The sequence below is a fragment of the Gillisella taibaishanensis genome (assembly GCF_001938985.1).
GTDB classification, from domain to species: Bacteria; Pseudomonadota; Alphaproteobacteria; order Rhizobiales; family Rhizobiaceae; genus Allorhizobium; species Allorhizobium taibaishanense.
In genome coordinates, this window is the sequence record NZ_MKIN01000020.1 from 89,982 (window position 1) to 113,582 (window position 23,601).

General features: G+C 58.7%; 23 protein-coding genes and 2 tRNA genes. 13 read left to right on the forward strand and 12 right to left on the reverse strand.

What is annotated here, in order from left to right; translation table 11 throughout:
* Nucleotides 1-27: 27 nt before the first annotated feature.
* The 3 genes from BJF91_RS05595 to BJF91_RS05605 all read right to left on the reverse strand — a co-directional run bounded on the left by BJF91_RS05595 (nt 28) and on the right by BJF91_RS05605 (nt 2,262).
* Entirely contained in the window at nt 28-1,407 is a 1,380-nt protein-coding gene (locus tag BJF91_RS05595) for an MFS transporter (protein ID WP_075613510.1), read from the reverse strand.
* A gap of 243 nt (nt 1,408-1,650) precedes the next feature.
* Nucleotides 1,651-1,726 (reverse strand) — tRNA-Ala (locus BJF91_RS05600).
* Nucleotides 1,727-1,875: 149 nt separating this feature from the next.
* Complete coding sequence (locus BJF91_RS05605; protein ID WP_075613511.1) at nt 1,876-2,262, reverse strand: TIGR02300 family protein; 387 nt, start codon at nt 2,260-2,262, stop codon at nt 1,876-1,878.
* Nucleotides 2,263-2,527: 265 nt separating this feature from the next.
* Between BJF91_RS05605 and cmk the strand changes: the two genes are divergently transcribed.
* Nucleotides 2,528-3,181: a (d)CMP kinase gene (gene cmk, locus BJF91_RS05610; RefSeq protein WP_075613512.1), complete on the forward strand. Its 654-nt coding sequence runs from the start codon at nt 2,528-2,530 to the stop codon at nt 3,179-3,181.
* Between the two features lie 164 nt (nt 3,182-3,345).
* Complete coding sequence (rpsA, locus tag BJF91_RS05615) at nt 3,346-5,049, forward strand: 30S ribosomal protein S1 (protein WP_075613513.1); 1,704 nt, start codon at nt 3,346-3,348, stop codon at nt 5,047-5,049.
* A 23-nt stretch (nt 5,050-5,072) separates the two neighbouring features.
* Here the strand turns inward: rpsA and BJF91_RS24725 are convergent, their stop codons facing one another.
* Complete coding sequence (locus tag BJF91_RS24725; protein ID WP_139310595.1) at nt 5,073-5,255, reverse strand: hypothetical protein; 183 nt, start codon at nt 5,253-5,255, stop codon at nt 5,073-5,075.
* Here BJF91_RS24725 and mbfA point away from each other — a divergent pair.
* Complete coding sequence (gene mbfA, locus BJF91_RS05620) at nt 5,254-6,237, forward strand: iron exporter MbfA (RefSeq protein WP_075613514.1); 984 nt, start codon at nt 5,254-5,256, stop codon at nt 6,235-6,237. The genes BJF91_RS24725 and mbfA overlap by 2 nt on opposite strands.
* Before the next feature lie 126 nt (nt 6,238-6,363).
* On the opposite strand, the gene BJF91_RS05625 is transcribed toward mbfA, so the two are convergent.
* The gene (locus tag BJF91_RS05625; protein WP_075613515.1) at nt 6,364-6,978 is read right to left on the reverse strand and encodes a transglutaminase-like cysteine peptidase; all 615 of its coding nucleotides are present in this window, start codon (nt 6,976-6,978) and stop codon (nt 6,364-6,366) included.
* Between the two features lie 147 nt (nt 6,979-7,125).
* A complete protein-coding gene (locus BJF91_RS05630; protein WP_075613516.1) occupies nt 7,126-7,932 on the reverse strand; it encodes an alpha/beta hydrolase in 807 nt (268 codons plus the stop codon).
* A 202-nt stretch (nt 7,933-8,134) separates the two neighbouring features.
* On the opposite strand from BJF91_RS05630, the gene infC reads away from it, so the two are divergent.
* From infC to pheT, 9 genes are all read left to right on the forward strand, one after another.
* Nucleotides 8,135-8,671 (forward strand): translation initiation factor IF-3, encoded by a 537-nt coding sequence (gene infC, locus BJF91_RS05635; RefSeq protein WP_075613816.1) that lies wholly within the window; start codon nt 8,135-8,137, stop codon nt 8,669-8,671.
* 953 nt (nt 8,672-9,624) lie between these two features.
* Nucleotides 9,625-9,846 carry a PepSY domain-containing protein gene (locus tag BJF91_RS24975; RefSeq protein ID WP_162843837.1) on the forward strand — a complete coding sequence of 74 codons (222 nt, stop codon included), beginning with the start codon at nt 9,625-9,627 and terminating at the stop codon, nt 9,844-9,846.
* 156 nt (nt 9,847-10,002) lie between these two features.
* Nucleotides 10,003-10,665 carry a response regulator transcription factor gene (locus BJF91_RS05650; protein ID WP_075613519.1) on the forward strand — a complete coding sequence of 221 codons (663 nt, stop codon included), beginning with the start codon at nt 10,003-10,005 and terminating at the stop codon, nt 10,663-10,665.
* Entirely contained in the window at nt 10,665-12,020 is a 1,356-nt protein-coding gene (locus BJF91_RS05655; RefSeq protein WP_075613520.1) for a sensor histidine kinase, read from the forward strand. The genes BJF91_RS05650 and BJF91_RS05655 overlap by 1 nt, the downstream gene beginning before the upstream one ends.
* 201 nt (nt 12,021-12,221) lie before the next feature.
* Entirely contained in the window at nt 12,222-12,425 is a 204-nt protein-coding gene (gene rpmI, locus BJF91_RS05660) for a 50S ribosomal protein L35 (RefSeq protein WP_075613521.1), read from the forward strand.
* A 36-nt stretch (nt 12,426-12,461) separates the two neighbouring features.
* Nucleotides 12,462-12,866 (forward strand): 50S ribosomal protein L20, encoded by a 405-nt coding sequence (rplT, locus tag BJF91_RS05665; protein WP_075613522.1) that lies wholly within the window; start codon nt 12,462-12,464, stop codon nt 12,864-12,866.
* 211 nt (nt 12,867-13,077) lie between these two features.
* Complete coding sequence (gene pheS / locus BJF91_RS05670) at nt 13,078-14,163, forward strand: phenylalanine--tRNA ligase subunit alpha (RefSeq protein WP_075613523.1); 1,086 nt, start codon at nt 13,078-13,080, stop codon at nt 14,161-14,163.
* Nucleotides 14,164-14,167: 4 nt separating this feature from the next.
* On the forward strand, nt 14,168-14,581 hold the full coding sequence (locus tag BJF91_RS05675) for an ASCH domain-containing protein (RefSeq protein ID WP_075613524.1): 414 nt from the start codon (nt 14,168-14,170) through the stop codon (nt 14,579-14,581).
* A gap of 29 nt (nt 14,582-14,610) precedes the next feature.
* On the forward strand, nt 14,611-17,034 hold the full coding sequence (pheT, locus tag BJF91_RS05680; protein WP_075613525.1) for a phenylalanine--tRNA ligase subunit beta: 2,424 nt from the start codon (nt 14,611-14,613) through the stop codon (nt 17,032-17,034).
* 190 nt (nt 17,035-17,224) lie between these two features.
* Here pheT and BJF91_RS05685 read toward each other — a convergent pair whose 3' ends face one another.
* Entirely contained in the window at nt 17,225-17,617 is a 393-nt protein-coding gene (locus BJF91_RS05685) for a BA14K family protein (RefSeq protein WP_075613526.1), read from the reverse strand.
* Between the two features lie 387 nt (nt 17,618-18,004).
* Between BJF91_RS05685 and BJF91_RS05690 the strand changes: the two genes are divergently transcribed.
* Nucleotides 18,005-18,091: transfer RNA gene (locus BJF91_RS05690), tRNA-Leu, on the forward strand.
* Nucleotides 18,092-18,219: 128 nt separating this feature from the next.
* Here the strand turns inward: BJF91_RS05690 and BJF91_RS05695 are convergent.
* The 5 genes from BJF91_RS05695 to BJF91_RS05715 form a co-directional block, all read right to left on the reverse strand.
* On the reverse strand, nt 18,220-18,612 hold the full coding sequence (locus BJF91_RS05695) for a hypothetical protein (RefSeq protein ID WP_075613527.1): 393 nt from the start codon (nt 18,610-18,612) through the stop codon (nt 18,220-18,222).
* 146 nt (nt 18,613-18,758) lie between these two features.
* A complete protein-coding gene (locus BJF91_RS05700; protein ID WP_075613528.1) occupies nt 18,759-19,739 on the reverse strand; it encodes a type II secretion system F family protein in 981 nt (326 codons plus the stop codon).
* A gap of 9 nt (nt 19,740-19,748) precedes the next feature.
* On the reverse strand, nt 19,749-20,753 hold the full coding sequence (locus BJF91_RS05705) for a type II secretion system F family protein (RefSeq protein WP_075613529.1): 1,005 nt from the start codon (nt 20,751-20,753) through the stop codon (nt 19,749-19,751).
* 12 nt (nt 20,754-20,765) lie between these two features.
* Nucleotides 20,766-22,241 (reverse strand): CpaF family protein, encoded by a 1,476-nt coding sequence (locus BJF91_RS05710; protein ID WP_075613530.1) that lies wholly within the window; start codon nt 22,239-22,241, stop codon nt 20,766-20,768.
* 63 nt (nt 22,242-22,304) lie between these two features.
* Complete coding sequence (locus tag BJF91_RS05715) at nt 22,305-23,591, reverse strand: AAA family ATPase (RefSeq protein ID WP_075613531.1); 1,287 nt, start codon at nt 23,589-23,591, stop codon at nt 22,305-22,307.
* Nucleotides 23,592-23,601: the final 10 nt, after the last annotated feature.

Here is a 23,601-nt window from a genome sequence, read left to right on the forward strand (position 1 = left end):
CCGCGTCCCTCGAAGCGAGCGTTAGCCTTAGATCTTCGCCACAGAGGCTGATCGGAGACGATGATACTCTTCCTTCGCGATAGGTACTGCGGTCTTGAGGCCGAGGTCGTCGATCCCGATGCGGTAGGTTTCGCGCGCAGATAGCGCTGCGAGAGCTGAAATCACGGTAATCCCGAGCGTCCAGCAGCCAATGACCACGGGGATATTGGCGGAGCCGGGCGGAGCCACAGCCGTAAACAGTGCCGGAAACAGGGCGGTGAGGGCGGTACCGACATTTTGGGCGATGGCCATTGAGGAGACGCGGATGCGGCTCTTGAACAATTCCGGATAGAATGATGGGAAGACCGCGTTATAGCCCTGGTAGCAGACGCCCCACATCAGCAGCGACATGGCAATCGCCATCGGCACGTTATGGATGCTGATCGCGTAGAGATAGCCGAAGGACAGAGCCCCGGCGAGCAGCGAACCGACCACGAGCGGCGGCTTGCGGCCAATGCGATCGGACAATCCGCCGACAAATGGGATGACCAACACGGCGACGACGTTGCCGAGAACCGGAATCCAGAGGTAGACATCCTTGCTGAAGCCTATCCCGTAAGCCGGCTGCACCGCATAGGCCGCGCCGAACACTGTCGTGACTGTCGGTATGACATTCATGAGTGCCATGCACATGACGCGGATGATATCTGCCCAGCCTTCGCGAAACGCCTCGATAACAGGCGCCTTCGAAACTTCGCCTCTCTCACTGGCGGTGACGAAGGTCGGCGTTTCCTCGACCTTGCGGCGGATGATGAAGCCGACGATGACGACGAGGATCGACAACAGGAAGGGAATGCGCCAGCCCCATGCGATGAAGGCTGCCGGGTCCATGTAATGGGCAAGCGGCAGGAAGACGGCGGCGGCAAAAATCTGGCCCGCTTGCACACCCTGAAGCGCAAAGGAGGCGAAGAACCCGCGTCGGCCGGCAGGAGCGTGCTCGAGAATCATCGATGATGCGCCGGATATCTCGCCAGCCACGGCAAAGCCCTGGATCAGGCGAAGCACGATCAGGAGAACGGGAGCCCAGATGCCGATTTGTGCATAGGTCGGGAGCAGACCGACCGCCAGCGTCGAAAAGCCCATCAGAAACAAGCAGGTCAGCATCATTTTCTTGCGGCCGTAGACATCACCGATATGGCCAAGCACGAAGGCGCCGAGTGGGCGGCTGACATAGCCGACGCCATAGGTCGTCAGCGACGCGATGATGGCGGTGGTGGGATCTGCCGAGGGAAAGAACAGCTGCGGAAACACCAGCGCTGCGGCAGTCGCGTAGATGAAAAAGTCATAATATTCCAGCGCCGAACCGATCCAGCCGCTGGCCGTGGCGGCACGGGATTGCCCCTGCGCCGCATCCCGATCTGATGACATGTTTTTTCCTCCCAATGACTATTCCATCAGCGGGGAAACAAAGCAGACACCGGATCGTCATTCCTCTGCCGACAATTCGGGCCATTCAGCTTTGGCAGCCAAAGATGGAAACTTTTGTTGTTTGTTGTTGCCGTGTAAGGACGATAGTCAGCGCAAACACGTGGTGCAAGCCGATCCAACGATCGTTGGTACGCCTCTTGTCCTACACGGAAAACGCCAGAATTTAACTCGTTTTGGAAGGTTTGGTGGAGCTAAGCGGGATCGAACCGCTGACCTCTTGCATGCCATGCAAGCGCTCTCCCAGCTGAGCTATAGCCCCATAAGGGTCCGGCAATTGCCGGGTCCGGGAACCGTGTGAAGCAGTGCTTCGTTCGGTGTGGCGGCTTAATACGTGCTGCTATTGCCCGTGACAAGCCAAAAAATGCGACCCCGGCGATTTTTTTTAATCCGGGGTCGCGACGGCTGAAATTACACTTCGTCGTCGTCGCCGGTCACGCCGATAATGCCCGACATATCATCGTCTTCGTCATCTTCGTCGGCTTCCAGGAAGGTGTCGTCGTCATCGTCGCCGATTTCGACATCGTCATCGCCGATATCAGGAATGTCGTCGCCGCTTGCTGCGTCGTCGGCATCTTCCAGAGACACCAGTTCGACATCAGTGTTTTCGGTATCGACTTCCGCGACCTCTTCCTCTTCAGCCTTTTCCATGATGGCGGCAACAGAGGTCTCTTCGAAGTAAGAGAGCGGCCAGGATTTTTTCGTATAAGGGGATACGACCGGATCATTGTTCAGATCGTAGAATTTCTTGCCGGTGTCGGGGCAAGTGCGTTTGGTTCCAAGTTCTGCCTTCGCCACTGTCAAAGCCTCATGAAGTCGTTGGAAAAGAGGGCATGCGCCAAGGACCCGAACCCTTGGGGTCGGTCCAATCGTAGTCGGTCCCCTTAATCGTTGCGGTGTCGTCTGTCAAAGGCAAACTAGCCTTTGGCGCCCAGTATGCCTGGTATGCCTGCCGATAACACGCTCGGCAGCGTCGGGCGACACATGCGGGGATGACCGCACGGTTTCATTATGTTAGGGGCCGAGACCAAGAGGGACCGACGAGACAGGAAGAGGAAATCGTTTGACCGGGGCGACGAAAACCACCTTTGTAATTGCCATCGACGGTCCGGCCGCAGCAGGCAAGGGCACGCTGTCGCGGCGCATCGCCGACAGCTATGGATTCCACCACCTCGATACGGGCCTAACCTACCGAGCTACAGCGAAAGCGCTGCTGGATGCCGGCATGCCGCTGGATGACGAGGCAGTTGCGGAGCAAACGGCGCTGGACCTCGATCTGGCCGGCCTCGACCGTAACGTGCTCTCTGACCACGCAATCGGTGAGGCAGCCTCGAAGATTGCCGTGATGCCGGCGGTGCGCCGGGCTTTGGTGGAAGCGCAACGGCGATTTGCGTCGAAAGAACCCGGAACCGTGCTCGATGGGCGCGATATCGGCACTGTGGTGTGCCCGGATGCTGCGGTAAAACTCTATGTCACGGCCTCGCCGGACGTGCGTGCCCGGCGCCGTTTTGATGAAATCGCGGCCCGTGGCGAGCCTGCCGATTATCAGGCTGTGTTCGAGGACGTCAAACGCCGCGATGCGCGCGACATGGGGCGGGCCGACAGCCCTTTGAAACCGGCTGAAGACGCGCACTTGCTAGATACGTCCGAAATGAGTATAGAGGCGGCGTTTCAAGCTGCGCGTTCTGTGATCGATGCAGCCTTGAAGAGCAGATAGCATGCATTTAGCAGATGGAGGCCGTCCGGTCGTCATCTGAACCAGCCGAAACCAGTGTCCTTGCGCCGGATTGTCCTTTTAAAGGGCGGATGCGGGATCGGCCGTTATCAACACCAACCCACCGGCGCACTGCGCATTCCAAGTGAATGCGATTAGGAGATTTCATGTCTGTTTCTACCCCGACACGGGACGATTTCGCGGCCCTGCTGGAAGAGTCCTTTGCCAAGACCGATCTGGCCGAAGGCTATGTTGCCAAGGGCATCGTAACGGCCATCGAGAAGGACGTCGCTATCGTTGACGTCGGCCTCAAGGTCGAAGGTCGCGTTCCGCTGAAGGAATTTGGCGCTCGCGCCAAGGACGGCCAGCTCAAGGTTGGCGACGAAGTTGAAGTTTACGTCGAGCGCATCGAAAACGCGCTGGGCGAAGCTGTTCTTTCGCGCGAAAAGGCTCGCCGCGAAGAAAGCTGGATCAAGCTCGAAGCCAAGTTCGAAGCCGGCGAGCGCGTCGAAGGCGTTATCTTCAACCAGGTCAAGGGTGGTTTCACCGTCGATCTGGACGGCGCCGTTGCCTTCCTGCCGCGTTCGCAGGTCGACATTCGTCCGATCCGCGACGTAACCCCGCTGATGCACAACCCGCAGCCCTTCGAAATCCTCAAGATGGACAAGCGTCGCGGCAACATCGTTGTATCGCGTCGTACGGTTCTGGAAGAATCCCGCGCCGAGCAGCGTTCTGAAATCGTTCAGAACCTCGAAGAAGGCCAGGTTGTCGAAGGCGTCGTCAAGAACATCACCGATTACGGTGCGTTCGTCGACCTCGGCGGCATCGACGGTCTGCTGCACGTCACCGACATGGCATGGCGTCGCGTCAACCATCCTTCGGAAATCCTGTCCATTGGCCAGTCGGTCAAGGTTCAGATCATCCGCATCAACCAGGAAACCCACCGTATCTCGCTAGGCATGAAGCAGCTCGAGTCGGATCCGTGGGATGGCATTGCTGCCAAGTACCCGGTTGGCAAGAAGATCTCCGGTACCGTCACGAACATCACCGACTACGGTGCATTCGTCGAGCTGGAGCCGGGCATCGAAGGCCTGATCCACATCTCGGAAATGTCCTGGACCAAGAAGAACGTACATCCCGGCAAGATCCTGTCCACCAGCCAGGAAGTTGACGTGGTCGTTCTCGAAGTCGATCCGTCCAAGCGTCGTATCTCGCTTGGCCTGAAGCAGACGCTCGAAAATCCGTGGCAGGCATTTGCCTACAGCCATCCGGCTGGCGCTGAAGTCGAAGGCGAAGTCAAGAACAAGACCGAATTCGGCCTGTTCATTGGCCTCGAAGGCGATGTTGACGGCATGGTTCACCTGTCGGATCTCGACTGGAACCGTCCGGGCGAGCAGGTCATCGAAGAATACAACAAGGGTGACGTCGTTCGCGCCGTCGTTCTCGATGTAGACGTCGAAAAGGAACGCATCTCGCTCGGCATCAAGCAGCTCGGCAAGGATTCGGTCGGTGATGCCGCCGCTTCTGGCGACCTGCGCAAGAACGCCGTCGTGTCCTGCGAAGTGACTGCCGTCAATGACGGTGGCGTCGAAGTGAAGCTCGTCAACCATGAAGACATCTCGTCCTTCATCCGTCGTGCCGACCTCGCTCGTGACCGTGACGATCAGCGCCCTGAGCGTTTCTCCGTTGGCCAGGTTTTTGACGCTCGCGTCACCAACTTCTCCAAGAAGGATCGCAAGGTCATGCTGTCGATCAAGGCTCTGGAGATCGCTGAAGAGAAGGAAGCCGTCGCTCAGTTCGGTTCTTCCGATAGCGGCGCTTCGCTTGGTGACATCCTGGGCGCAGCCCTGAAGAACCGCAGCAACGACTAATCGCTGGTCTTTGACCGTTGATATCAGGCCGCCGGACAGCAATGTCCGGCGGCTTTTGTTTGCGCGCGAGGCGCAAGCGCAGGCCGCAGCATCGTTTGATGCTGTGAAGGCGCTGCATTTGCAGCAAAAATGGTATCGACCGACTTGATGTCAGGATCGTCATGCTCTAAATTTAGAACAATTCTAAATTGGAGATCCGGCATCATGTTTCGTTCCATGTTCGCCCCAGCTAAGCGTCGCCTTGACAGTCTCTCGGAGCAGGAAATTCTGGCGCTTGCGATTTCCTCCGAGGAGGACGATGCCCGAATCTACCTCGCCTATGCCGATCGGTTGAAAGAGCAGTACCCGCAGTCGGCCAAGGTATTTTCCGACATGGCGGAGGTGGAGCACGCCCACCGCAACATGCTGATCGAGATGCACCGTCAGCGGTTCGGCGATCAGATTCCTATTATCCGGCGCGACCATGTACAGGGGTTTCTTAGCCGCAAACCTGACTGGCTGCAGGCGCAATTGACTGTGGATCAGGTGCGCGATGAGGCAGAGGCCATGGAACGCTCGGCCTATAATTTCTACGTCGAAGCGCAGAAGCACGTCTCGGATGCGCGGATCAGGACATTGCTCGGCGACCTTGCCATGGCAGAGCAGGGGCATGAAGACGTCGCGCATATGCTGGGCGAGAAGCATCGTCCTGCAGACGTCAAGGAGCATGAGCAGGAAACCGCTCGCCGCCAATTCGTTCTCACCTATGTGCAGCCGGGACTTGCGGGATTGATGGACGGCTCGGTCTCGACCCTGGCGCCGATTTTTGCCGCAGCCTTTGCAACGGGCGATACCTGGCAAACCTTCCTCGTTGGCCTTTCCGCGTCAGTGGGTGCCGGCATTTCGATGGGGTTCACAGAAGCGTCTCACGATGACGGCAAGATTTCCGGTCGAGGTTCCCCGATCAAACGTGGCCTCGCCTGCGGGATCATGACTGCCCTTGGCGGTCTTGGACACGCTCTGCCATATCTCATCCCGCATTTCTGGACCGCGACGGCAATTGCCGGAATCGTCGTCTTCATCGAGCTCTGGGCTATCGCCTTCATTCAGAACAAATATATGGAAACGCCGTTCTGGCGGGCGGTCCTTCAGGTCGTCTTCGGTGGTTCGTTGGTGCTTGCTGCGGGCATTTTGATCGGTAACGGCTGAGACGTACCCGCGCCGTGACGCAGAAATGACACTGGGCGTGTGATCTCCGAGGACGCTCAGGCCATTACGCAACAAAGCCCGGATGTCGTCCATCCGGGCTTTGTGTTTGAGCTGTAAATCGGGCAGTTACTTCAGCGCAGCAACCGGAACGTCCTTGCCGCTTTCGATCGTCACCCAGCGGCCCGTGTCGAACGTCGCCTGGCGCTTCAGGTAGGTATAGGGCGTCTCGTTCCAAAGCTTGACGTCATCGACGAGGTTGTCGAGAATATAGTCGCCTGTCGAGGTACGCAGAGTCAGTACAGCGTGGCCTTCGCCATCCGCCTTGCGAACGACGGTGATCAGCAGATCCGATTCAGAAAAGCCAGCCTGCAGCAGGCGCTTGCGCTTCAACAGCACGAAATCTTCACAGTCGCCGGCATCGACAGGATATTCCCACCATTCCTCGCGACCATAGACTTCCATGTCGGTCATCGGCGTAATCGTCTTGTTGACATCGACGTTGATGGCACGCACGACGTCCCAGCCATGATCGGTGACCAGACGGGCCGGGGCCGGCTTGCTGCGCACCTGGCACTCTGCCTTGTAGCGCAGGCAGAATTCGTAATGACCGATCGGCTGCGAGGTGATGCCGCCAGTGACCATGGAAGCAGGAGCGAACGACGCCATGTCGGCAGCCGCATTGCCCGCCAGAAACAGCGGAAGCGCCAGAAAAGCAGCCAGTGCCGAAAGCCTGAAAGTCATTGGACGTCCCTTAAATTCTTAACAAAGAGTTAAGATTACCAGGGGCGCAGAGTCAATCTCCCGGCGTTCGGGGGAGGGGGCTATCGGCCAATATGGTTAAAATCCGTTAAGGAATGTGGAGTTTATGTCGCATTTGCAGGCGCCGGGTCACGCCGCTGGCGTGATGAGGGCCTTTATCGCGCTCTTCATTCTCTCTATGTCTTGGGGTCGGGAAAGCCTGTGGTCGCCATCGCGCACCAGGGTCAGCACCACATCGTCGGCGGGCAGATGCTCGACCAGCTTCAGCGCATGGGAATAGGGCACATCAGGGTCGACCATGCCCTGGAGAATATGAACTGGGCATCCGGTTTCGATCAATCCGGTCAGGACCCGATTTCCCCGCCCATCCTCGATCAACGCGCGAGTAAAGATGTTGGGCTCAGGACTATAGGCGGATACTTCTTCAAAATAGCCCTTCTCTGCTAATTGCGTGCGCTCGTTCTCACTCAACTGCGGCTCTATCAATTCGCTGGTGAAGTCCGGCGCTGGGGCAATCAGGACCAGCCCCGCCACCTTGACAACTGCCTTTCGCTTGCTCAGTTCCTGGATCAAGCGAAGCGCGATCCAGCCACCCATGGATGAGCCCACCAGCACGACCTGATCCTGTTTGACGTGGTCGAGGACGGCCAGCGCCTCTTCCAGCCAGCGGGAAATCGTGCCGTCGCGGAAAGCGCCGCCCGACGCGCCATGCCCTGAATAATCAAAGCGGATGGCGGGAGCCCCGAGAGAGGCCGCCAAATCCTCCATCTCCATTGCCTTGGTGCCTGTCATGTCCGACCGATAGCCCCCCAGCCAGACGCAGGCAGGTAGCCCAGCCACCGTGCCCGGCCGAAGGATCACTGCGATGTCGCGGGCCTCGCCTGCCTCGCCAACGGTGATGGTATGGGCAAGGGATGGGGTTGCGCTGTCGGTCATGCTGGTCTCCTGAAATGCTTGGCTGGTATAAAACAGATTCTTCTTCGCACGACAGCAGGTGATTTTTTTAAAAATCTATGCTATCAGGTTGCGAACAGCGGTCCGAAACAAAGCTCAGCCTTGCAAGGCGGGTGAATCGGGCCTATCTGACGTTTCGAAATCCACTCTTTCTCTGTCCGAAACTATTGAGGAGAATACGACCATTCGCAGACCGTTCAAAGCCGATGCCCCCGTTAAGGACGGGCCGCGCTCCAACCGGGAGATCCGGGTTCCAAAGGTCCAGTTGATTAACGAAGAAGGCCAGAACCTCGGCGCTGTGCCGACGGACCAGGCGCTCCGCATGGCGGAAGAAGCCGGCCTCGATCTGGTCGAAATTTCGCCGAATGCCGAACCGCCCGTGTGCAAGATTCTGGATCTTGGCAAGCTGAAATACGCCAACCAGAAGAAGGCGGCCGAAGCACGCAAGAAGCAGAAGATCGTCGAAGTCAAAGAAATCAAGATGCGTCCGAACATCGACACTCATGACTATGAAGTGAAGATGAAGTCGATGTCCCGTTTCTTTGAAGAAGGTGACAAGGTCAAGGTCACGCTGAAGTTCCGTGGCCGCGAAATGGCTCACCAGGAACTCGGCATGAAGCTGCTGATGCAGGTTAAGGAAGACACTCTCGAAGTGGCTAAGGTCGAGGCCGAGCCAAAGCTCGAAGGCCGTCAGATGATGATGGTTCTCGCCCCGAAGTAACCTGTCCACTGATGGATGGATCCTGCTGGCTTGCCTAGCATCTTAATCCTCCGGATAAAAAACGACGTGCGCCGCAGGGCGCGCGTCGTTTTTTTGCGTTGGTAGCCGCCGGACTAATAGGGCGCCGGGCCGGGCGTGGCCGAACTCAAAGCTGACAAAATCTTGACAGCGCCGTCAGCGCCGTGTCAGCGGCGATTTGGCATTGTCCAAATCAACAGACGGGATTTACCCCACGTCCCCACAACGTTCCCTGTTCTGTTAGCCATCCTGTGCCCCTGGATGGCGATAAGGCTCCTAAGCCTATCAAAAACTCCGCCGTATACGTTAGTATCGGCGGAGTTATTGTTTTTTGTTTTGTAATTATCCAAGCTTTGTCTTTTGTATTTCGCAATGCGGCGAATTTACTAAAGACAGCAGCCATAAAACTTTACACGCCATTTTCACGTATCTATGAAAAGGAAAGCCATCTGATTCGAGTTGCAGCCTCATACGCAGGGCGGCTTGGTCGTGCTGGAGCCTATTCGTTCGATGAAACCGGAAGCGCTATGAGAAACGGCTCAACGGAGGTCGAGAGATGCGAGGTCGCGCCTGCGTCCGAGCGTGGCCGTGTCCGTTGCATGCGTTCCCGCTCTTATCACCGCTCCCGATCGCCTCTCAGGCTGCTCATGATCATGGCTTTGAGCCTCTCCTGTTCGGCTCTTGTCGTTCAAGACGCCTTTGCGGATGGTCACGGAGGACCTCCGGGCGGGCGGGGCGGCGATCCACCAACAGGTGGCCAGCCGGGCGGCGGCCCTGGTGGCGGAATGGGCGGACCTCCTGGTGGACCACCAGGAGGCTTTGGTTTCAATGGTGGTGCTCCGGGCCGCGACAGTTCGGGTCATTCGCCAAGCGGAAACGTGCCGTCCTGGCGCTCTGATCCGCCCACCGCGCCGGACAGTTCACCGGAAAATGACTTGAATATGGTCCGACCTCAGGTGTTGGACGGCGTCAAGAGTGGGCGCTATCGCTCCTTGCGCGAAGTTCTCGCCAATGTGAACATGCCGGAGGGCTCACGCCTGATCGACGTTGATCTGCGTCACATGACAGGCGGCGACTTCTATCTGTTGACTATCAAGGATGTCTCCGGCCGATTCCGCACTTTGAAAGTGGATGCACGCACCGGAAAGCCGCCGTGAGGGTCTGGGTTGTTGAAGTGCGTGACCCGAGCAACGACGGTCGAACACTTGCGGCAGCGACATGCCAGGCAATAGATTAACGCGCGGGCCAAGCCGAAGGGCCTCATCGCGCGTCATGTTCCACATTCCCGGCGATTATGCGGAGAACACGAGACCTTGCGTATCTTACTGGCTGAAGACGACGTCAATATCGGCCGCCATGTCGCGGAATCGCTGAGGGCGGAGGGCTATGAAGTTATGGTCATCAGCGAGGGCCCGGAGGTCTGGGAAGCGGGGGAGGATAGCGGACTGAGCGCTATTATTCTGGACCTCGGTCTACCGGGACTGGACGGGCTTTCCATTTTGCGTCGCTGGCGCAAGGATCGTATTCAAACGCCTGTCCTGGTGCTGACGGCACGCGGTTCATGGATGGAACGAGTGGACGGCTTCGATGCCGGCGCAGACGACTATCTTCCCAAGCCTTTCCGCACCGAGGAATTGCTCGCGCGTTTGCGCGCCCTGTTGCGGCGCGCCGGCAAGGTCAGTCATACGCTGTTTTCGGCCGGGCGTTTCCAGGTGGACGAGGCCGGGCGAATCGTCACCTTCAATGGTGTGCCGCTCGATGTGAGCCCGCTGGAGTTCCGGCTGATCCAACTGCTCGTGCAGAACAAGGGACGGGTGTTTTCGGCCTACGAGATTGCCAACCAGATCCAGGGCCGAGACGATGATGCATCGAAGAATGCCGTCGAGGCCATGGTAGCGCGCATTCGCAAAAAGACCGATGGCAGCGCCATAGAGACCCGCCGTGGCTTCGGTTATGTCGTGCCGGAAGAAGGCTGATGCTGAAATCTCTGCGCTTCAGACTAGCAGTCGGTTCCTTCCTCGCAATCGGTCTTGCCCTGCTGGTGTTTTGGTTCGCAGTCGGCTTTCTGTTTATCAATTATGTCGGCCAGCAGTTCAGTACGGAGATGGGCGCGATCATCGACACCATTGCCTCTCGCCTGAAGGTGGAAAATGGTCGGCTTGAGATCGTGTCGCCGCCCTCAGATCCCCGCTTTTCCACCGTCAGCGGCGGTCGGTATTGGCAGGTCTCGACGCCGGATGGCCGGAGCCTGCGGTCGCGATCGCTCTGGGACGTGGAATTGCCGCCGACAGGTCTTCGCACCGAAGGTCCGTTCAACTTCAGCAGGGCTGAGGGACCAGGTGGAGAAGATATTTTGCTGCTGCGCAGTGAAATCAGTATTTCCGACAATGGCAAGGACTATCCCGTCATCATCTATGCCGGCTTTCCGCTGGCGGATCTGATCAAGCCTCTCGATCAGCATCGGGAACGATCGCGTATCGTCATGCTGGTGACGGCCTTCGTTCTCGTCTGTACGGCGCTTCTGCAGGCAAGGGTCGTGCTCAAGCCTCTGACGGGGCTGCGCAACGAAGTGTCTCTCGTTCGTGGCGGTCAGTTGCGGGTCATGGACGATAGTGTGCCGCTCGAAGTGATGCCGCTTGTCGATGAAATCAATCTTTTGCTGAGTGAGCGGCAACTGGCAATCGAGAAGGCCAGAGGTCGGGCAAGCGACCTGGCGCATGGGCTGAAGACGCCGCTTACGGTTCTGGCGCAACTGGTTCAGCACCTGCCGCCCGCCGAGCGCGAGGCGGCCTTCGAACAGATCGATCTGGTACGCCAGCGCGCTGATCGGCAATTGCAGGCGGCGCGGCTCGGGGTCGAGCAGATGCAGGCGACCGACATGCAGAGCCTGATCGGCAAACTGATCAAGGTTCTCGATCCGATTGCCAAGGCGAGAGACCTCCATTGGAATGCCGACGTGGAGCAGGGCCTGACCATAGAGGCCGATGCGGGCGATCTTGCCGAGGCGATCGGCAATATTCTTGATAATGCCGTCAAGTGGGCCGTATCGACCATCCAGATCAGGGCTTATGCTGAGCGGGATATGGCCACCATCGTGATCGGCGATGACGGCCCGGGCGTGCGGCCTGAAGACCGGCAGCAGGTTCTGCGCCGCGGCGAGTTTCTTGATGACAAACAGGGAAGTTCGGGTCTCGGCCTGGCAATCTGCGCCGATATCATGACCGCCTATGGTGGCAGTCTCAGCCTGGATCAGGCCGATATCGGTGGCCTGCAGGTGACCTTGCGCTTTCCTCGCAATGGCGGGCGGAAGGTTCCGGTCCATCCGATCTGACCGATATCGCGGCTTGGGAGCCTCAAATGCAGGCGGATCAGGCGATTTTTGCGCTGCGGTCTCGAATCCCGTTGCGCTTTTTCAGACCCGCGGTTATAAGCCCCCGTCCGAACGGTCCGGCAGGGCATGCCGTGGCCGTTCTTTATGCTTGAAAACAGGCTTCGTCTGCCTGTTTCGATACAAGAACAATGGAGTAGCAAAATGCCCAAGATGAAGACGAAATCCTCCGCCAAGAAGCGGTTCAAGATCACTGCCTCCGGCAAGGTTCTGGCCGCCGCCGCTGGCAAGCGTCATGGCATGATCAAGCGGTCCAATAAGTTCATCCGCGACGCACGCGGAACGATGGTCCTCGCCGAAGCAGACGGCAAGAAGGTCATCAAGAACTACCTGCCGAACGGTCTCTGAGACCACTCGCTTCTGGATCAATAAGGAGATCATGATATGTCACGCGTAAAACGCGGCGTTGCCGCTCATGCCAAGCACAAGAAGGTTCTGAAGGCCGCAAAGGGCTTTTACGGCCGCCGTAAGAACACCATCCGCGCCGCTAAGGCTGCAGTGGACCGTTCCAAGCAGTACGCTTACCGCGACCGCAAGGTCAACAAGCGCAACTTCCGCGCTCTGTGGATCCAGCGTATCAATGCTGCCGTTCGCGAATCTGGCCTGACCTATGGCCGCTTCATCGACGGCCTGAACAAGGCTGGCATCGAAGTGGACCGTAAGGTTCTGTCCGACATGGCCATCCATGAGCCGGCAGCTTTCGGTGCTCTGGTCGAAGCCTCCAAGAAGGCTCTCGTGTACCTCAAGGACGCCGGCACGAAGAACGAGTTTGAGACCGCTGTTAAGTAATCAGCGCGTCCCAGACTGAATTGGTATTGGGAAACCCGCGCTGGGCAAACTGGCGCGGGTTTTTCTTTTGTATTTGACGCATTGGCTCGACAAACCGCAGGCGGTTTGGCAAGCACTTCGGTGCGATGACAAAATTTACAGCATGGTGCTTGCGTCCGCTGGTGTGGATGCCGCATGACGCCGATGGCGCAACAGGGGCAGGAAAGACGACATGTCCGATCTCGAAAGTTTGAAAAGCGCGATTCTGGCCGATATCGCCGCCGCATCCGATGAAGCCGCCATCGAGGCCGTGCGCGTCGGAGCCATGGGCAAGAAGGGCTCCGTGTCTGAACTGTTGAAGACGCTGGGCGCCATGACGCCTGAAGATCGTCAGACGCGGGGTGCTGCGATCAATGCACTGAAGAACGAGATCACTGAGGCGCTGAACGCCAAGAAGACGGCGTTGAAGGATGCTGCGATCGAAGCCCGCCTTGCCGCCGAAAAGCTTGATGTCTCGCTGCCGGTGCGCTCCTCGCCCGCCGAACGTGGCCGCATCCATCCGATCAGCCAGATCATCGATGAAATTACCGCGATTTTCGCCGACATGGGTTTCTCCATTGCCGAAGGCCCGGATATCGAAACCGACTATTATAACTTCACGGCGTTGAACTTCCCCGAGGGTCACCCGGCGCGGGAAATGCACGACACCTTCTTCCTGCAGCCGGACGCAAATGGTGAGCGCAAGGTGCTGCGCACTCATACTTCGCCGGTGCAGATCCGCACCATGGAAGCGCAAAAGCCGCCAATTCGCATCGTCATTCCCGGCAAGACCTACCGCCAGGACAGCGATGCGACGCATTCGCCGATGTTCCATCAGGTCGAAGGTCTGGTCATCGACAAGACCGCCAATGTTGGCCACATGCGCTGGATCCTCGAAGAATTCTGCAAGGCCTTCTTCGAAGTCGACAACGTCACCATGCGCTTCCGCCCCTCCTTCTTCCCGTTCACGGAGCCGAGCTTCGAGGTCGATATCCAGTGCGACCGCTCCTCTGGCCCAATCGTTAAGTTCGGCGAGGGAACGGACTGGATGGAAATCCTCGGCTGCGGCATGGTGCACCCCAACGTGCTGCGCGCCGGCGGACTCGATCCCGATGAGTACCAGGGCTTCGCCTGGGGCATGGGGCTGGACCGCATCGCCATGCTGAAATACGGCATGCCCGACCTGCGCGACTTCTTCAACGCCGATGTCCGCTGGATGAGCCATTACGGTTTTCGTCCATTGGACGTGCCGACACTGTTTGGTGGTCTGAGCGTGTGATGGCATGCTGAGCGGAAAATATGCCGGTGCGGTGCAATTTGCCTTCGGCGATTCGCCTGAACTGGCAGATGAACTGCTCAGCCTGGTTTTGATCGGCACGAAGACAGCAACATGCGGGGCGCTCAGGGATTACACGCCGGGCGGTGAAGTGCTTCCTCAGGTGGGTCGGCAGGATATAGTGCTGGATGGGAGTGGTCGTCCGGCGGCGGTGATCGAGACGGTCGAGGTTACTGTTCGCCGGTTTGAAGATGTCGATGCGGAATTTGCCTTTGAAGAGGGTGAAGACGATCGGTCACTGACAAGCTGGCGGCGAGAGCATGAAAAATACTTTCGGCGCAATGGCGGCTTTTCGCCGGACATGGAATTGGTCTGCGAGCGGTTTCGCCTCGTGGAACGACTGAATCAGGATCAGGGCTGACGCCCGCTGCGGAAGAAGAGATTGTTACAATGAAATTCACCCTCTCCTGGCTGAAAGATCATCTGGACACCGACGCCACGCTTGATGAGATCTGCGAGCGGCTGACGGCAATCGGCCTCGAGGTCGAGGACGTCGATGATCGTGCGGCCTATAAGCCATTCACCATCGCCAAGATCCTGACGGCCGAAAAGCACCCGGAAGCAGACCGCCTGAAGGTTCTCACGGTCGATGCCGGTGACGGAAAGCCGGTACAGATCGTCTGTGGCGCACCGAATGCCCGTGCGGGCCTGATCGGGGCGCTGGCGCGGCCAGGCACCTATGTTCCCGGCATCGATGTGACACTGTCGGTTGGCAAGATCCGCGGCGTCGAAAGCCATGGCATGATGTGCTCTGAAAAGGAGTTGAACGTCTCCGAGGACCACAACGGCATCATCGACCTGCCTGATGATGCACCGGTCGGGACACCGTTTGCCTCCTATATCGGGCTGGATGATCCGGTCATCGAGATCAATCTGACGCCGAACCGTCCCGACTGCACCAGCATCTACGGCATCGCACGCGATCTGGCCGCCTCAGGCCTCGGCACGCTGAAGCAGCCGAAGGCTCCGTCCTTCGCCGTGGATGGCGAGACACCGCAGGAGGTCCGCCTCGAACTGGATGACAGCAACCTTTGCCCCGGTTTTGCCTATCGGTTGGTTCGCGGCGTCAAGAACGGCCCGAGCCCGAAATGGATGCAGCAGCGGCTGAAGGCCATCGGTCTGCGCCCGATCTCGGCGCTTGTTGACGTCACCAACTACATGACCTTCGACCAGGGCCGTCCGATGCACGTTTTCGATGCGGACAAGGTCAAGGGCGTGCTGACCGTACGCCGCGCCAAGGACGGCGAAGACATCCTGGCGCTGGATACCCGCACCTATAAGCTTAGCGCCAATACGGTCGTCATCGCTGATGACAATGGAGTCGAATCCATCGGCGGCATCATGGGCGGCGAGCACTCCGGCTGCGATGAAAACACCGTCAACGTGCTGGTGGAATCGGCTCTCTGGGATCCGATCAACATTGCCAAGAGCGGCCGCGGCCTCGGCATCATCACCGATGCCCGCTATCGGTTTGAGCGTGGCGTTGATCCTGAGTACATGATCCCAGGCCTGGAGCGCACCACGCAGCTTATCGTCGACATGTGCGGCGGTACGGCAGCGGCCTCCAAGGTTGTGGGCTATAAGGGCCACGAGAAGAAGCGCGTCACCTTCCCCTTCTCGGAAGTGAAGCGCCTCACGGGCCTCACCGTGTCAAACGCAGAAGCCCGCGCGATCCTCACCGGTCTTGGCTTCGAGGTTGAAGGCGAAGGCGAGGTGGTGACGGTTGCCGTTCCCTCCTGGCGTCCCGATGTGGATGGCAAGGCCGATCTTGTTGAAGAGGTCATGCGCATTCACGGCGTCGACAATATCAAACCTGAGCCGCTGCCGCCGACCGGCAGCGTCAATGGCCGCATTCTGACGACGCTGCAAATCCGCACCCGCACGGCGCGCCGTGCGCTTGCCGCACGCGGCATGCTGGAAGCTGTGACATGGTCCTTCATTCCGGAAGATCAGGCGAAGCTATTTGGCGGCGGCAGTGCTGCGCTGAAGCTTGCGAACCCGATTGCCGCCGATATGTCCGACATGCGGCCTTCGCTGTTGCCGGGGCTGCTGACAGCCGCGCAGCGCAATGCAGACCGTGGTTTTGGCGATGTGGCGATCTTCGAAGTGTCCGGCACTTATGAAGGCGACACGCCGGAAGGTCAGCGCCGGGTGGCCGGTGGCATTCGCCGTGGCACGGCATCGCTTGCCGGCGCCGGCCGTATGTGGTCCAACGCTGCAAAGGGTGGCGGCAAGCCGGTGGATGTCTATGACGCCAAGGCCGATGCCATGGCCGTTCTGGAAGCCTGCGGCCTGCCCATGGCCAATGTGCAGATCGAACAGGGCGGGCCGGATTGGTATCACCCCGGTCGTTCCGGCACGATCAAGATGGGCCCTAAGGTCGTGCTCGGCCATTTCGGCGAGTTCCACCCGAAGACCTTGAGTGCTCTTGATGTGTCAGGCGCGCTCTGCGGCTTTGAAATCTATCTCGACGCCCTGCAGGAGCCGAAGAAGAAGGCGACCCGCACCAAGCCCGCGCTGGAGCTTTCGCCCTTCCAGATGGTCAAGCGCGACTTCGCCTTCGTGGTGGACAGCACGGTGGAAGCCGGCAGCCTGATCAAGGCTGCCACCAGCGCCGACCGTAAGCTGATCTCGGGCGTCAACGTCTTCGATATCTTCGAAGGTGCAAGCGTCGGCGAAGGCAAGAAGTCTGTGGCCATCGAAGTGCTGATCCAGCCGGTGGAAAAAACCCTCACGGACGAGGATTTCGACGCCCTGACGAAGAAGATCGTCGGCAATGTCGAGAAGACGACCGGTGGAACGCTGCGGGCCTGATTTGACTGCCTGAACAAAAGTTTGCCGCGCATTCCGGAAGGACTGCGCGGCATTTTTTATGAGTTTGGCGCTCAGAAAGCGCATCAAGAAAGCGAGATTGCTGGACAGCAATTTCTTTCCACCAAAAGCCAGCCTCCCGGCTCTTGGCAAAATCAACGCTTCACCGGCTCACAATGCGGTGCCTTCGCCCTCAATAGAACGGCGAGCGGCAGACATGCGGACGGCCATCGCCGCCGATAAAGCGGTTTGTGTCCGGATTATAGGCCCGGTGACGGTCCATGCACCAGCGGACATGGCGGCCCCAGCCGGGCGGCGGTGGCGGTGCTGGACGATAGTAACCCGGTGGCGGTGGAGGCGGTGCTGGCCGGTAGTAGCCTGGCGGCGGGGGCGGCGGCGGCGGACGGCCGTAATCCGGTCTGTCATAGCAGCCATAGGAATCGCAGACATAGCGGATGTCGACGATCTCGGATGCTGCCGTGGCGGACGGTTCTGCTGGCCGGGGCATGGCAGCCGAGGCCAGGCTTGGCATCAGTCCCGCGACGGATAGTGCAACCCCCATCAGGGTATTGCGGAAAAAGGGCATTCAATGCCTCCTCAAAAACTCCGGCCGGGCCGGATCGCTTCTTCGCTTTCTCAATCAGGGTCATCCGTTGGGAAGCCGTCCTATGGAGCCCCAAGCAAAACACCGTGATGCTTCTGCCCCGGTGATTCTAACCGCCTGGTATCGCGGCTGAAAAGCGTATCAGGCATAGCCGAATTTTTATAGGAGATGATGCAGAGCTTCGCAGCAGTTTTTTTGGCTCCAGCCGTTGCGCCAATTAAAAGCCCTGATTTCAGTTGCTTGCGTCAATGTTGAATGATGCTGCAAAATGAAAGGGATAGGTGGTCCCCGAAAAAAATCGCCGATGACATGAAAAGTTCAAAAACCGTGTTGACAGGGGCCACCCAGCCGACTAAATCCCTCCTCGTCGCCCAGATGGCGGAATTGGTAGACGCGCCAGCTTCAGGTGCTGGTACTCGAAAGGGTGTGGAGGTTCGAGTCCTCTTCTGGGCACCAATTCCTAAACCAGATCAATGGTTTGGTTTAAGAAACAAAGAGCCCGGCATTGCCGGGCTTTTTTGTTTTTTCAGCGGTCTTCAAATTAAAAAAATATCGTTCGGACTGGTCGACAATGACCGTGGACGCTACTCTCCGACATCGCGCGGATCGATGCCTGGTACCCATGCGCCGCTGCGTGGCGGCTCGCTTCCCGTGTAGCTCACGCCGCTGTCTGTCGTGCAGTGATAGACGGTGCGCGGCATGCCGGATCCCAGGAAGTGGAAATCGCGCGTACCGCGCCCTTCCATCAGCACGGTTTCCGTCTTGCAGTTATAGCTGGCTGCAAGATTCTGTTTGTCGATTTCCGCCTGCGTCTTAACGCCAGGCAAATCCTTATAGCCCTCAACCGGCCGGGCCCAATTTTCCGCTGCTGGCGTCTTGTTCAGGCTGGACTTGTTCTGGTCGGCCAGGCTTGGCCCAGCCATCAGCATGCCTGCCGCCAACAAGGCTGCCATGCCATATGCTGCGACCGTTTGCATGGAGATCTCCCTTCGTTGCCATCTTGAGCAGATATAGGAAATGTGGGCCGCCGATGAAAGGTCAGGAGGCGTTGCGGCCCATCACGGTTTTGCAAGCGCGTGGCCCATAAGAGGAAATAAACCGACTCGGCCGCTACCGTGTCGGATCAGAAGCGGTCGGAAACGCGAATGCCGGCCGGGCCGAGAATAACGGCTACCAGAACTGGCAGAAAGAACAGGATCATCGGTACGGTGAGCTTCGGGGGTAGCGCGGCCGCCTTCTTTTCGGCAGCGTTCATCCGCTCGTCGCGGCCTTCCTGAGCGAGCACGCGCAGAGCCTGACCGATCGGCGTGCCGTAGCGTTCCGCCTGGATCAGGGCCTGGCATACGGATTTGACGATTTCCAGCTGCGTACGATTTCCCAGATTTTCATAGGCCGTGCGCCGGTCCTGCAGGAAGGACAGCTCTGCGGTGGTCAGCACCATTTCCTCGGCCAGAGCCGGTGATTGAGATGCCATCTCGTCGGCGACGCGACGCATGCTCGCTTCCATCGACATGCCGGATTCAACGCAGATCAGCATCAGGTCCAAAGCATCGGGCCAGGCACGTCTAATCGAATGTTGCCGTTTGGTTATCCGATTGGAGATATAGATGTTAGGCAGGTAAAAGCCGATATAGCCCGCCACGATGACAGCCAGAAAGCGCATGGCGAAGGGGCGAGATTGCAGGTTGTTCAGTACGAAGATCCAGACAGTCGCCAGCGCCAGGAACAGAAAGGGCAACAAAAAGCGAGCCGCCAGGAAGGTGTTGAGCGCGTTTTGTGACCGAAGTCCCGCAGCCTTCAGCCGGTCCACGGTCTTTTCATCCACCAGCGCCTTGCGCAGGTTGAAACGCTCTACGATCTTGCGGGCCGAACTGTTCTCGGTGCTGCGCAGGCTACCGCGGCTGCCCTCGCCGTTCATCCGGGCGCGCTCTCGGGCGCGGATCAGGTCTCGTTCCGAAGACACGGCCTTCATTCGCTGATTGAGGTCGTTGCGCTCCAGCAGCGGCGAAATCAGCGTGTAAAGCGTGGCAAGGACAGCAATGGCCACCAGGACCGCAATCAGCAGAGCCGGATTGGTGAGCTTGGCGGCGAGATCGGCAGACATGGCGAGCCCTCAGATATCGAAGTTGATCATGTTGCGCATGACGAGAATGCCGATCGACATCCACACCGCCGAAAAGCCGAGAATCATGTGGCCACGTGGGTCAGTGAAAAGCACCATGATATAAGCCGGCGACGAGATATAGACGAGAAAGGCGACGATGAAGGGCAGCGCCCCGATGATAACGGCAGAGGCTTTGGCCTCCATTGACAGCGCGCTGACCTTGGCCTTCATCTTGCGCCGCTCGCGCAGTACTTTCGACAGGTTGGCGAGAGCTTCCGAAAGATTGCCGCCTGCTTGCGACTGGATGGCTATGACAATGGCGAAAAAACTGACTTCCTGCAGCGGCATGGAAGCGAACATGCGGGCGCAGGCCTCCGGCACCGTGATCCCCAATTGCTGACTATCGACGACGCGGCGGAACTCGGTCTTGACCGGCTCCTGCGCATCGACCGCAATCATCCGGATCGCGTCGTTGAGTGGCAGGCCCGACTTGATCGAGCGCACCATTACGTCGAGCGCATTGGGAAACTCGGTGAGGAATTTTTCCTGGCGCCGCTTGATCAGAAAATTGACTATCCATCGCGGCAAACCGGCGCCCGCCGTAAAGCCGATACCTGCAGCCACCAGCAGCGACAGGCCAAGTACGAAGCAGATGCAGAAGAAGACGAGGCTAAGCGTCGTCGAGGCGATGATGAACTGGGGAAGGCTGAGGTTCAGTCCGGTCTGGCCAAGCCGCTGCTTGAGCGACTGGCCGGAGATCTTCTTGTTTTTCTCGTTCTGCTTGCGCTCGATTTCCTTCAGCGTGTCCTGCACCGACTTGCGGCGCTTAGAGAGCTCCTGGACCCGATCACGGGTCACTTGCTTCTTGACGGTGTCTGCCTCTGCGTTCTTAACCCTTGCAAGTCGGCTCGCAGTCTTTTTGTCGGCTTCGACCCGTGAAAACAGGAAGACATAGGCCAGCGACCCTGCCGCAAGAGCGGCGAGAATGACAATCGCAAGCACATTCAGGTTCATGGCTGTTCCGCCTTATGCCATACCGGTTTTCTGTTCCATCGCGTCCAGCGCCGTCGCCAGGCGCCGTTCTTCATTGTAATAGCGCGCCCGTTCCCAGAAATGCGGCTTGCCGATGCCGGTGGAGATATGCCGACCGATGATCTTGCCGGTCAGGTCTTCGCCGTCCATCTCGTAGCGCATCAGGTCCTGGGTGATGATTACATCGCCTTCCATCCCCACAACCTCGGTAATGTGGGTTATGCGGCGCGAGCCGTCGCGCAGGCGGGCCGCCTGAATAATGACGTCGACCGAACCGGAAATGATTTCACGCACCGTCTTTGCCGGCAGCGAATAGCCGCCCATGGCGATCATCGATTCCATACGGCTGAGGCATTCGCGCGGCGTATTGGCGTGGATCGTGCCCATGGAGCCGTCATGGCCGGTATTCATCGCCTGCAACAGGTCGAAGACCTCGGATCCGCGCACTTCGCCGACGATGATCCGCTCCGGCCGCATACGCAGGCAGTTTTTGACGAGATCGCGCATGGTGATCTCGCCTTCGCCCTCGATATTCGGCGGGCGGGTTTCGAGGCGCACCACATGCGGCTGTTGCAATTGCAGTTCGGCCGTATCCTCGCAGGTGATGACGCGCTCGTCTGGGTCGATATAGCGTGTCAGACAGTTGAGAAGCGTTGTCTTACCCGAGCCCGTGCCACCTGAAATCACCACATTGCAGCGGACACGACCGATGATCTGCAGCACTTGCGCGCCCTCGGGTGTGATCGCGCCGAACTTGACCAACTGGTCGAGATTGAGCTTGTCCTTCTTGAATTTACGGATGGTCAGCGCGGGGCCGTCGATCGACAGCGGCGGAGCGATGACGTTGACGCGCGATCCGTCCGGCAGGCGCGCGTCGCAGATCGGGCTCGATTCGTCGACCCGGCGGCCGACCTGGCTGACGATGCGCTGGCAGATGGAGAGAAGCTGGGCATTGTCGCGGAAGCGAATCTCGGATTCGATGGTCTTGCCGCCGACTTCGATAAAGGTCTGGCCGGCGCCATTGACCATGATGTCGGAAATATCGTCGCGCGCCAGAAGCGGCTCCAGCGGGCCATAGCCGAGCACATCGTTGCAGATGTCGTCGAGCAGTTCTTCCTGCTCGGAAATCGACATGGCGAAATTCTTGATGGAAATGATATCGTTGACGATATCGCGAATTTCCTCGCGCGCGCTTTCCGCATCCAGCTTGGCAAGCTGTGACAGATCGATCGTATCGATCAGCGCCGAGAATACCTGGCTCTTGACGTCGTAATAGTCTTCGGTGCGGTTCTGACGACGTCGCGAAGCTTGATCGGCGGCTGGCGCCGGTCTTGGTGCTTCAGCGCGCGCGGCATCGAGCCGGCCCGACGGTGCGGTGGTTGCCGGATTGGGCGATGACAGCGTCGAGACCGGCAGCGGCACGCCGGCACCGGACTTTCCAGACCCTTCATTTCCACGTTTACCGAACATCGTCTCGTTCCAGTTGGCCCTCGTCAAAAGGCATTCTTGTCATGCCTGTCTACTTGGTCATGTTCATTTGCGGCCGAGCAGGCCGAAGATCGTGCCAAGTCCAGACTTCTTCTGCTTCTTTGCGCTCACCCGTCCTGTGACGAGATGAGCGATCTGGGAAAATGTCTCAGCCGTCGGGCTCTTCGCGTCGATCTCGGCAATCATTCTCCCGCTATTGGCCGCATTGCCAAAAAGCTGCGTATCGAAGGGAATGATGGCTGCCGGCTGCATCTCCAGCGGCTCAAAGAAATCGCCCGGCGAAATCTCCGGCCGCTTCGGCATGCCTGCCTGGTTGAGGATCAAGTGAGGGATCTTGTCATTGGGGCGCAGCCGTCTCAGCGCGTCCAGCAGGTTCTTGACGTTGCGCAGATTGGCAAGGTCGGGCACGCAAGTCAGGACGATCTCGTCGACTTCAGCCAACAGGGCGAGCGTCCACTCGCTCCAGCCGTGCGGGACGTCGAGAACCGTGATCGGAGCGCTGCGTTGTAAGGTCTCCAGAAGCGGTAGGAACGCGCCGCGATCGAAGTCATAGGTTCGGTCAAGCAGTGAGGGGGCGGCCAGCAGTGAAAGGTTTTGCGAGCAGGAGGTCAGCAGACGGTCGAGAAACACTTCGTCCAGCCGCTCCGGGGCAAACACGGCCTCGGCAATGCCTTGAGCCGGATCCTGGTCGAAGTCGATATTGGCTGTGCCGTATGGCAGATCCAGATCGGCCAGGATGGTCTGCGAAGCAAACAGCGAAGCGATCATGAAGGCGGCGTTATGGGCAATGGTCGAGGAACCGACACCGCCTTTGGCACCCATGAAGGCGACGCTGCGCCCGAGCGGCTCGGCATCGGGATCGATGAAGATCGAGGACAAGGCGCCGATGATATCGGCCATGCTGACTGGCGCGACGATATAGTCCGACACGCCGTTGCGCATCAGTTCGCGATAAAGCGCGATGTCGTTATAGCGCCCGACAACGATCACGCGTGTCGATGGATCGCAAACCTCCGCGAGTGGCGCGAGATCGCCTAGCAGATCTTCCGGTTTGGAATCGGTTTCCAGGATGACAAGATTGGGTGTCGGCGCGCCCGCAAACATGTTTACGGCTGCAGAAATGCCGCCGCTGGTGATGCGCGTGCTGACCTTTGCCATACGGCGGTCGCGCGAAACCTCTTCCATGACGGCAAGCACAGTATCCGTGATACAGAAGGCGTGCACGGAAATGCGCGGCAAGGGCCGAAACTGTTCAAGATTGCTGGCGCGAACCGGCTCCGGAGCCATATCCTCGTCACTCGATCCGGCAATGTCGTATTTGATCGTATTCATCTGCCTGTCC

Excerpts from the sequence above, each read along its gene's own strand:
- BJF91_RS05595 (WP_075613510.1), bottom strand. The coding sequence starts at position 1,407 with ATGTCATCAGATCGGGATGCGGCGCAGGGGCAATCCCGTGCCGCCACG.
- BJF91_RS05675 (WP_075613524.1), top strand. The coding sequence starts at position 14,168 with ATGCTGAGCGGAAAATATGCCGGTGCGGTGCAATTTGCCTTCGGCGAT.
- BJF91_RS05705 (WP_075613529.1), bottom strand. The coding sequence starts at position 20,753 with ATGAACCTGAATGTGCTTGCGATTGTCATTCTCGCCGCTCTTGCGGCA.
- rplT (WP_075613522.1), top strand. The coding sequence starts at position 12,462 with ATGTCACGCGTAAAACGCGGCGTTGCCGCTCATGCCAAGCACAAGAAG.
- BJF91_RS05715 (WP_075613531.1), bottom strand. The coding sequence starts at position 23,591 with ATGAATACGATCAAATACGACATTGCCGGATCGAGTGACGAGGATATG.
- BJF91_RS05710 (WP_075613530.1), bottom strand. The coding sequence starts at position 22,241 with ATGTTCGGTAAACGTGGAAATGAAGGGTCTGGAAAGTCCGGTGCCGGC.
- BJF91_RS05695 (WP_075613527.1), bottom strand. The coding sequence starts at position 18,612 with ATGCAAACGGTCGCAGCATATGGCATGGCAGCCTTGTTGGCGGCAGGC.
- mbfA (WP_075613514.1), top strand. The coding sequence starts at position 5,254 with ATGTTTCGTTCCATGTTCGCCCCAGCTAAGCGTCGCCTTGACAGTCTC.
- BJF91_RS05630 (WP_075613516.1), bottom strand. The coding sequence starts at position 7,932 with ATGACCGACAGCGCAACCCCATCCCTTGCCCATACCATCACCGTTGGC.
- pheT (WP_075613525.1), top strand. The coding sequence starts at position 14,611 with ATGAAATTCACCCTCTCCTGGCTGAAAGATCATCTGGACACCGACGCC.
- rpsA (WP_075613513.1), top strand. The coding sequence starts at position 3,346 with ATGTCTGTTTCTACCCCGACACGGGACGATTTCGCGGCCCTGCTGGAA.
- BJF91_RS05655 (WP_075613520.1), top strand. The coding sequence starts at position 10,665 with ATGCTGAAATCTCTGCGCTTCAGACTAGCAGTCGGTTCCTTCCTCGCA.
- rpmI (WP_075613521.1), top strand. The coding sequence starts at position 12,222 with ATGCCCAAGATGAAGACGAAATCCTCCGCCAAGAAGCGGTTCAAGATC.
- BJF91_RS05625 (WP_075613515.1), bottom strand. The coding sequence starts at position 6,978 with ATGACTTTCAGGCTTTCGGCACTGGCTGCTTTTCTGGCGCTTCCGCTG.
- BJF91_RS05685 (WP_075613526.1), bottom strand. The coding sequence starts at position 17,617 with ATGCCCTTTTTCCGCAATACCCTGATGGGGGTTGCACTATCCGTCGCG.
- BJF91_RS05700 (WP_075613528.1), bottom strand. The coding sequence starts at position 19,739 with ATGTCTGCCGATCTCGCCGCCAAGCTCACCAATCCGGCTCTGCTGATT.
- BJF91_RS24725 (WP_139310595.1), bottom strand. The coding sequence starts at position 5,255 with ATGATGCCGGATCTCCAATTTAGAATTGTTCTAAATTTAGAGCATGAC.
- pheS (WP_075613523.1), top strand. The coding sequence starts at position 13,078 with ATGTCCGATCTCGAAAGTTTGAAAAGCGCGATTCTGGCCGATATCGCC.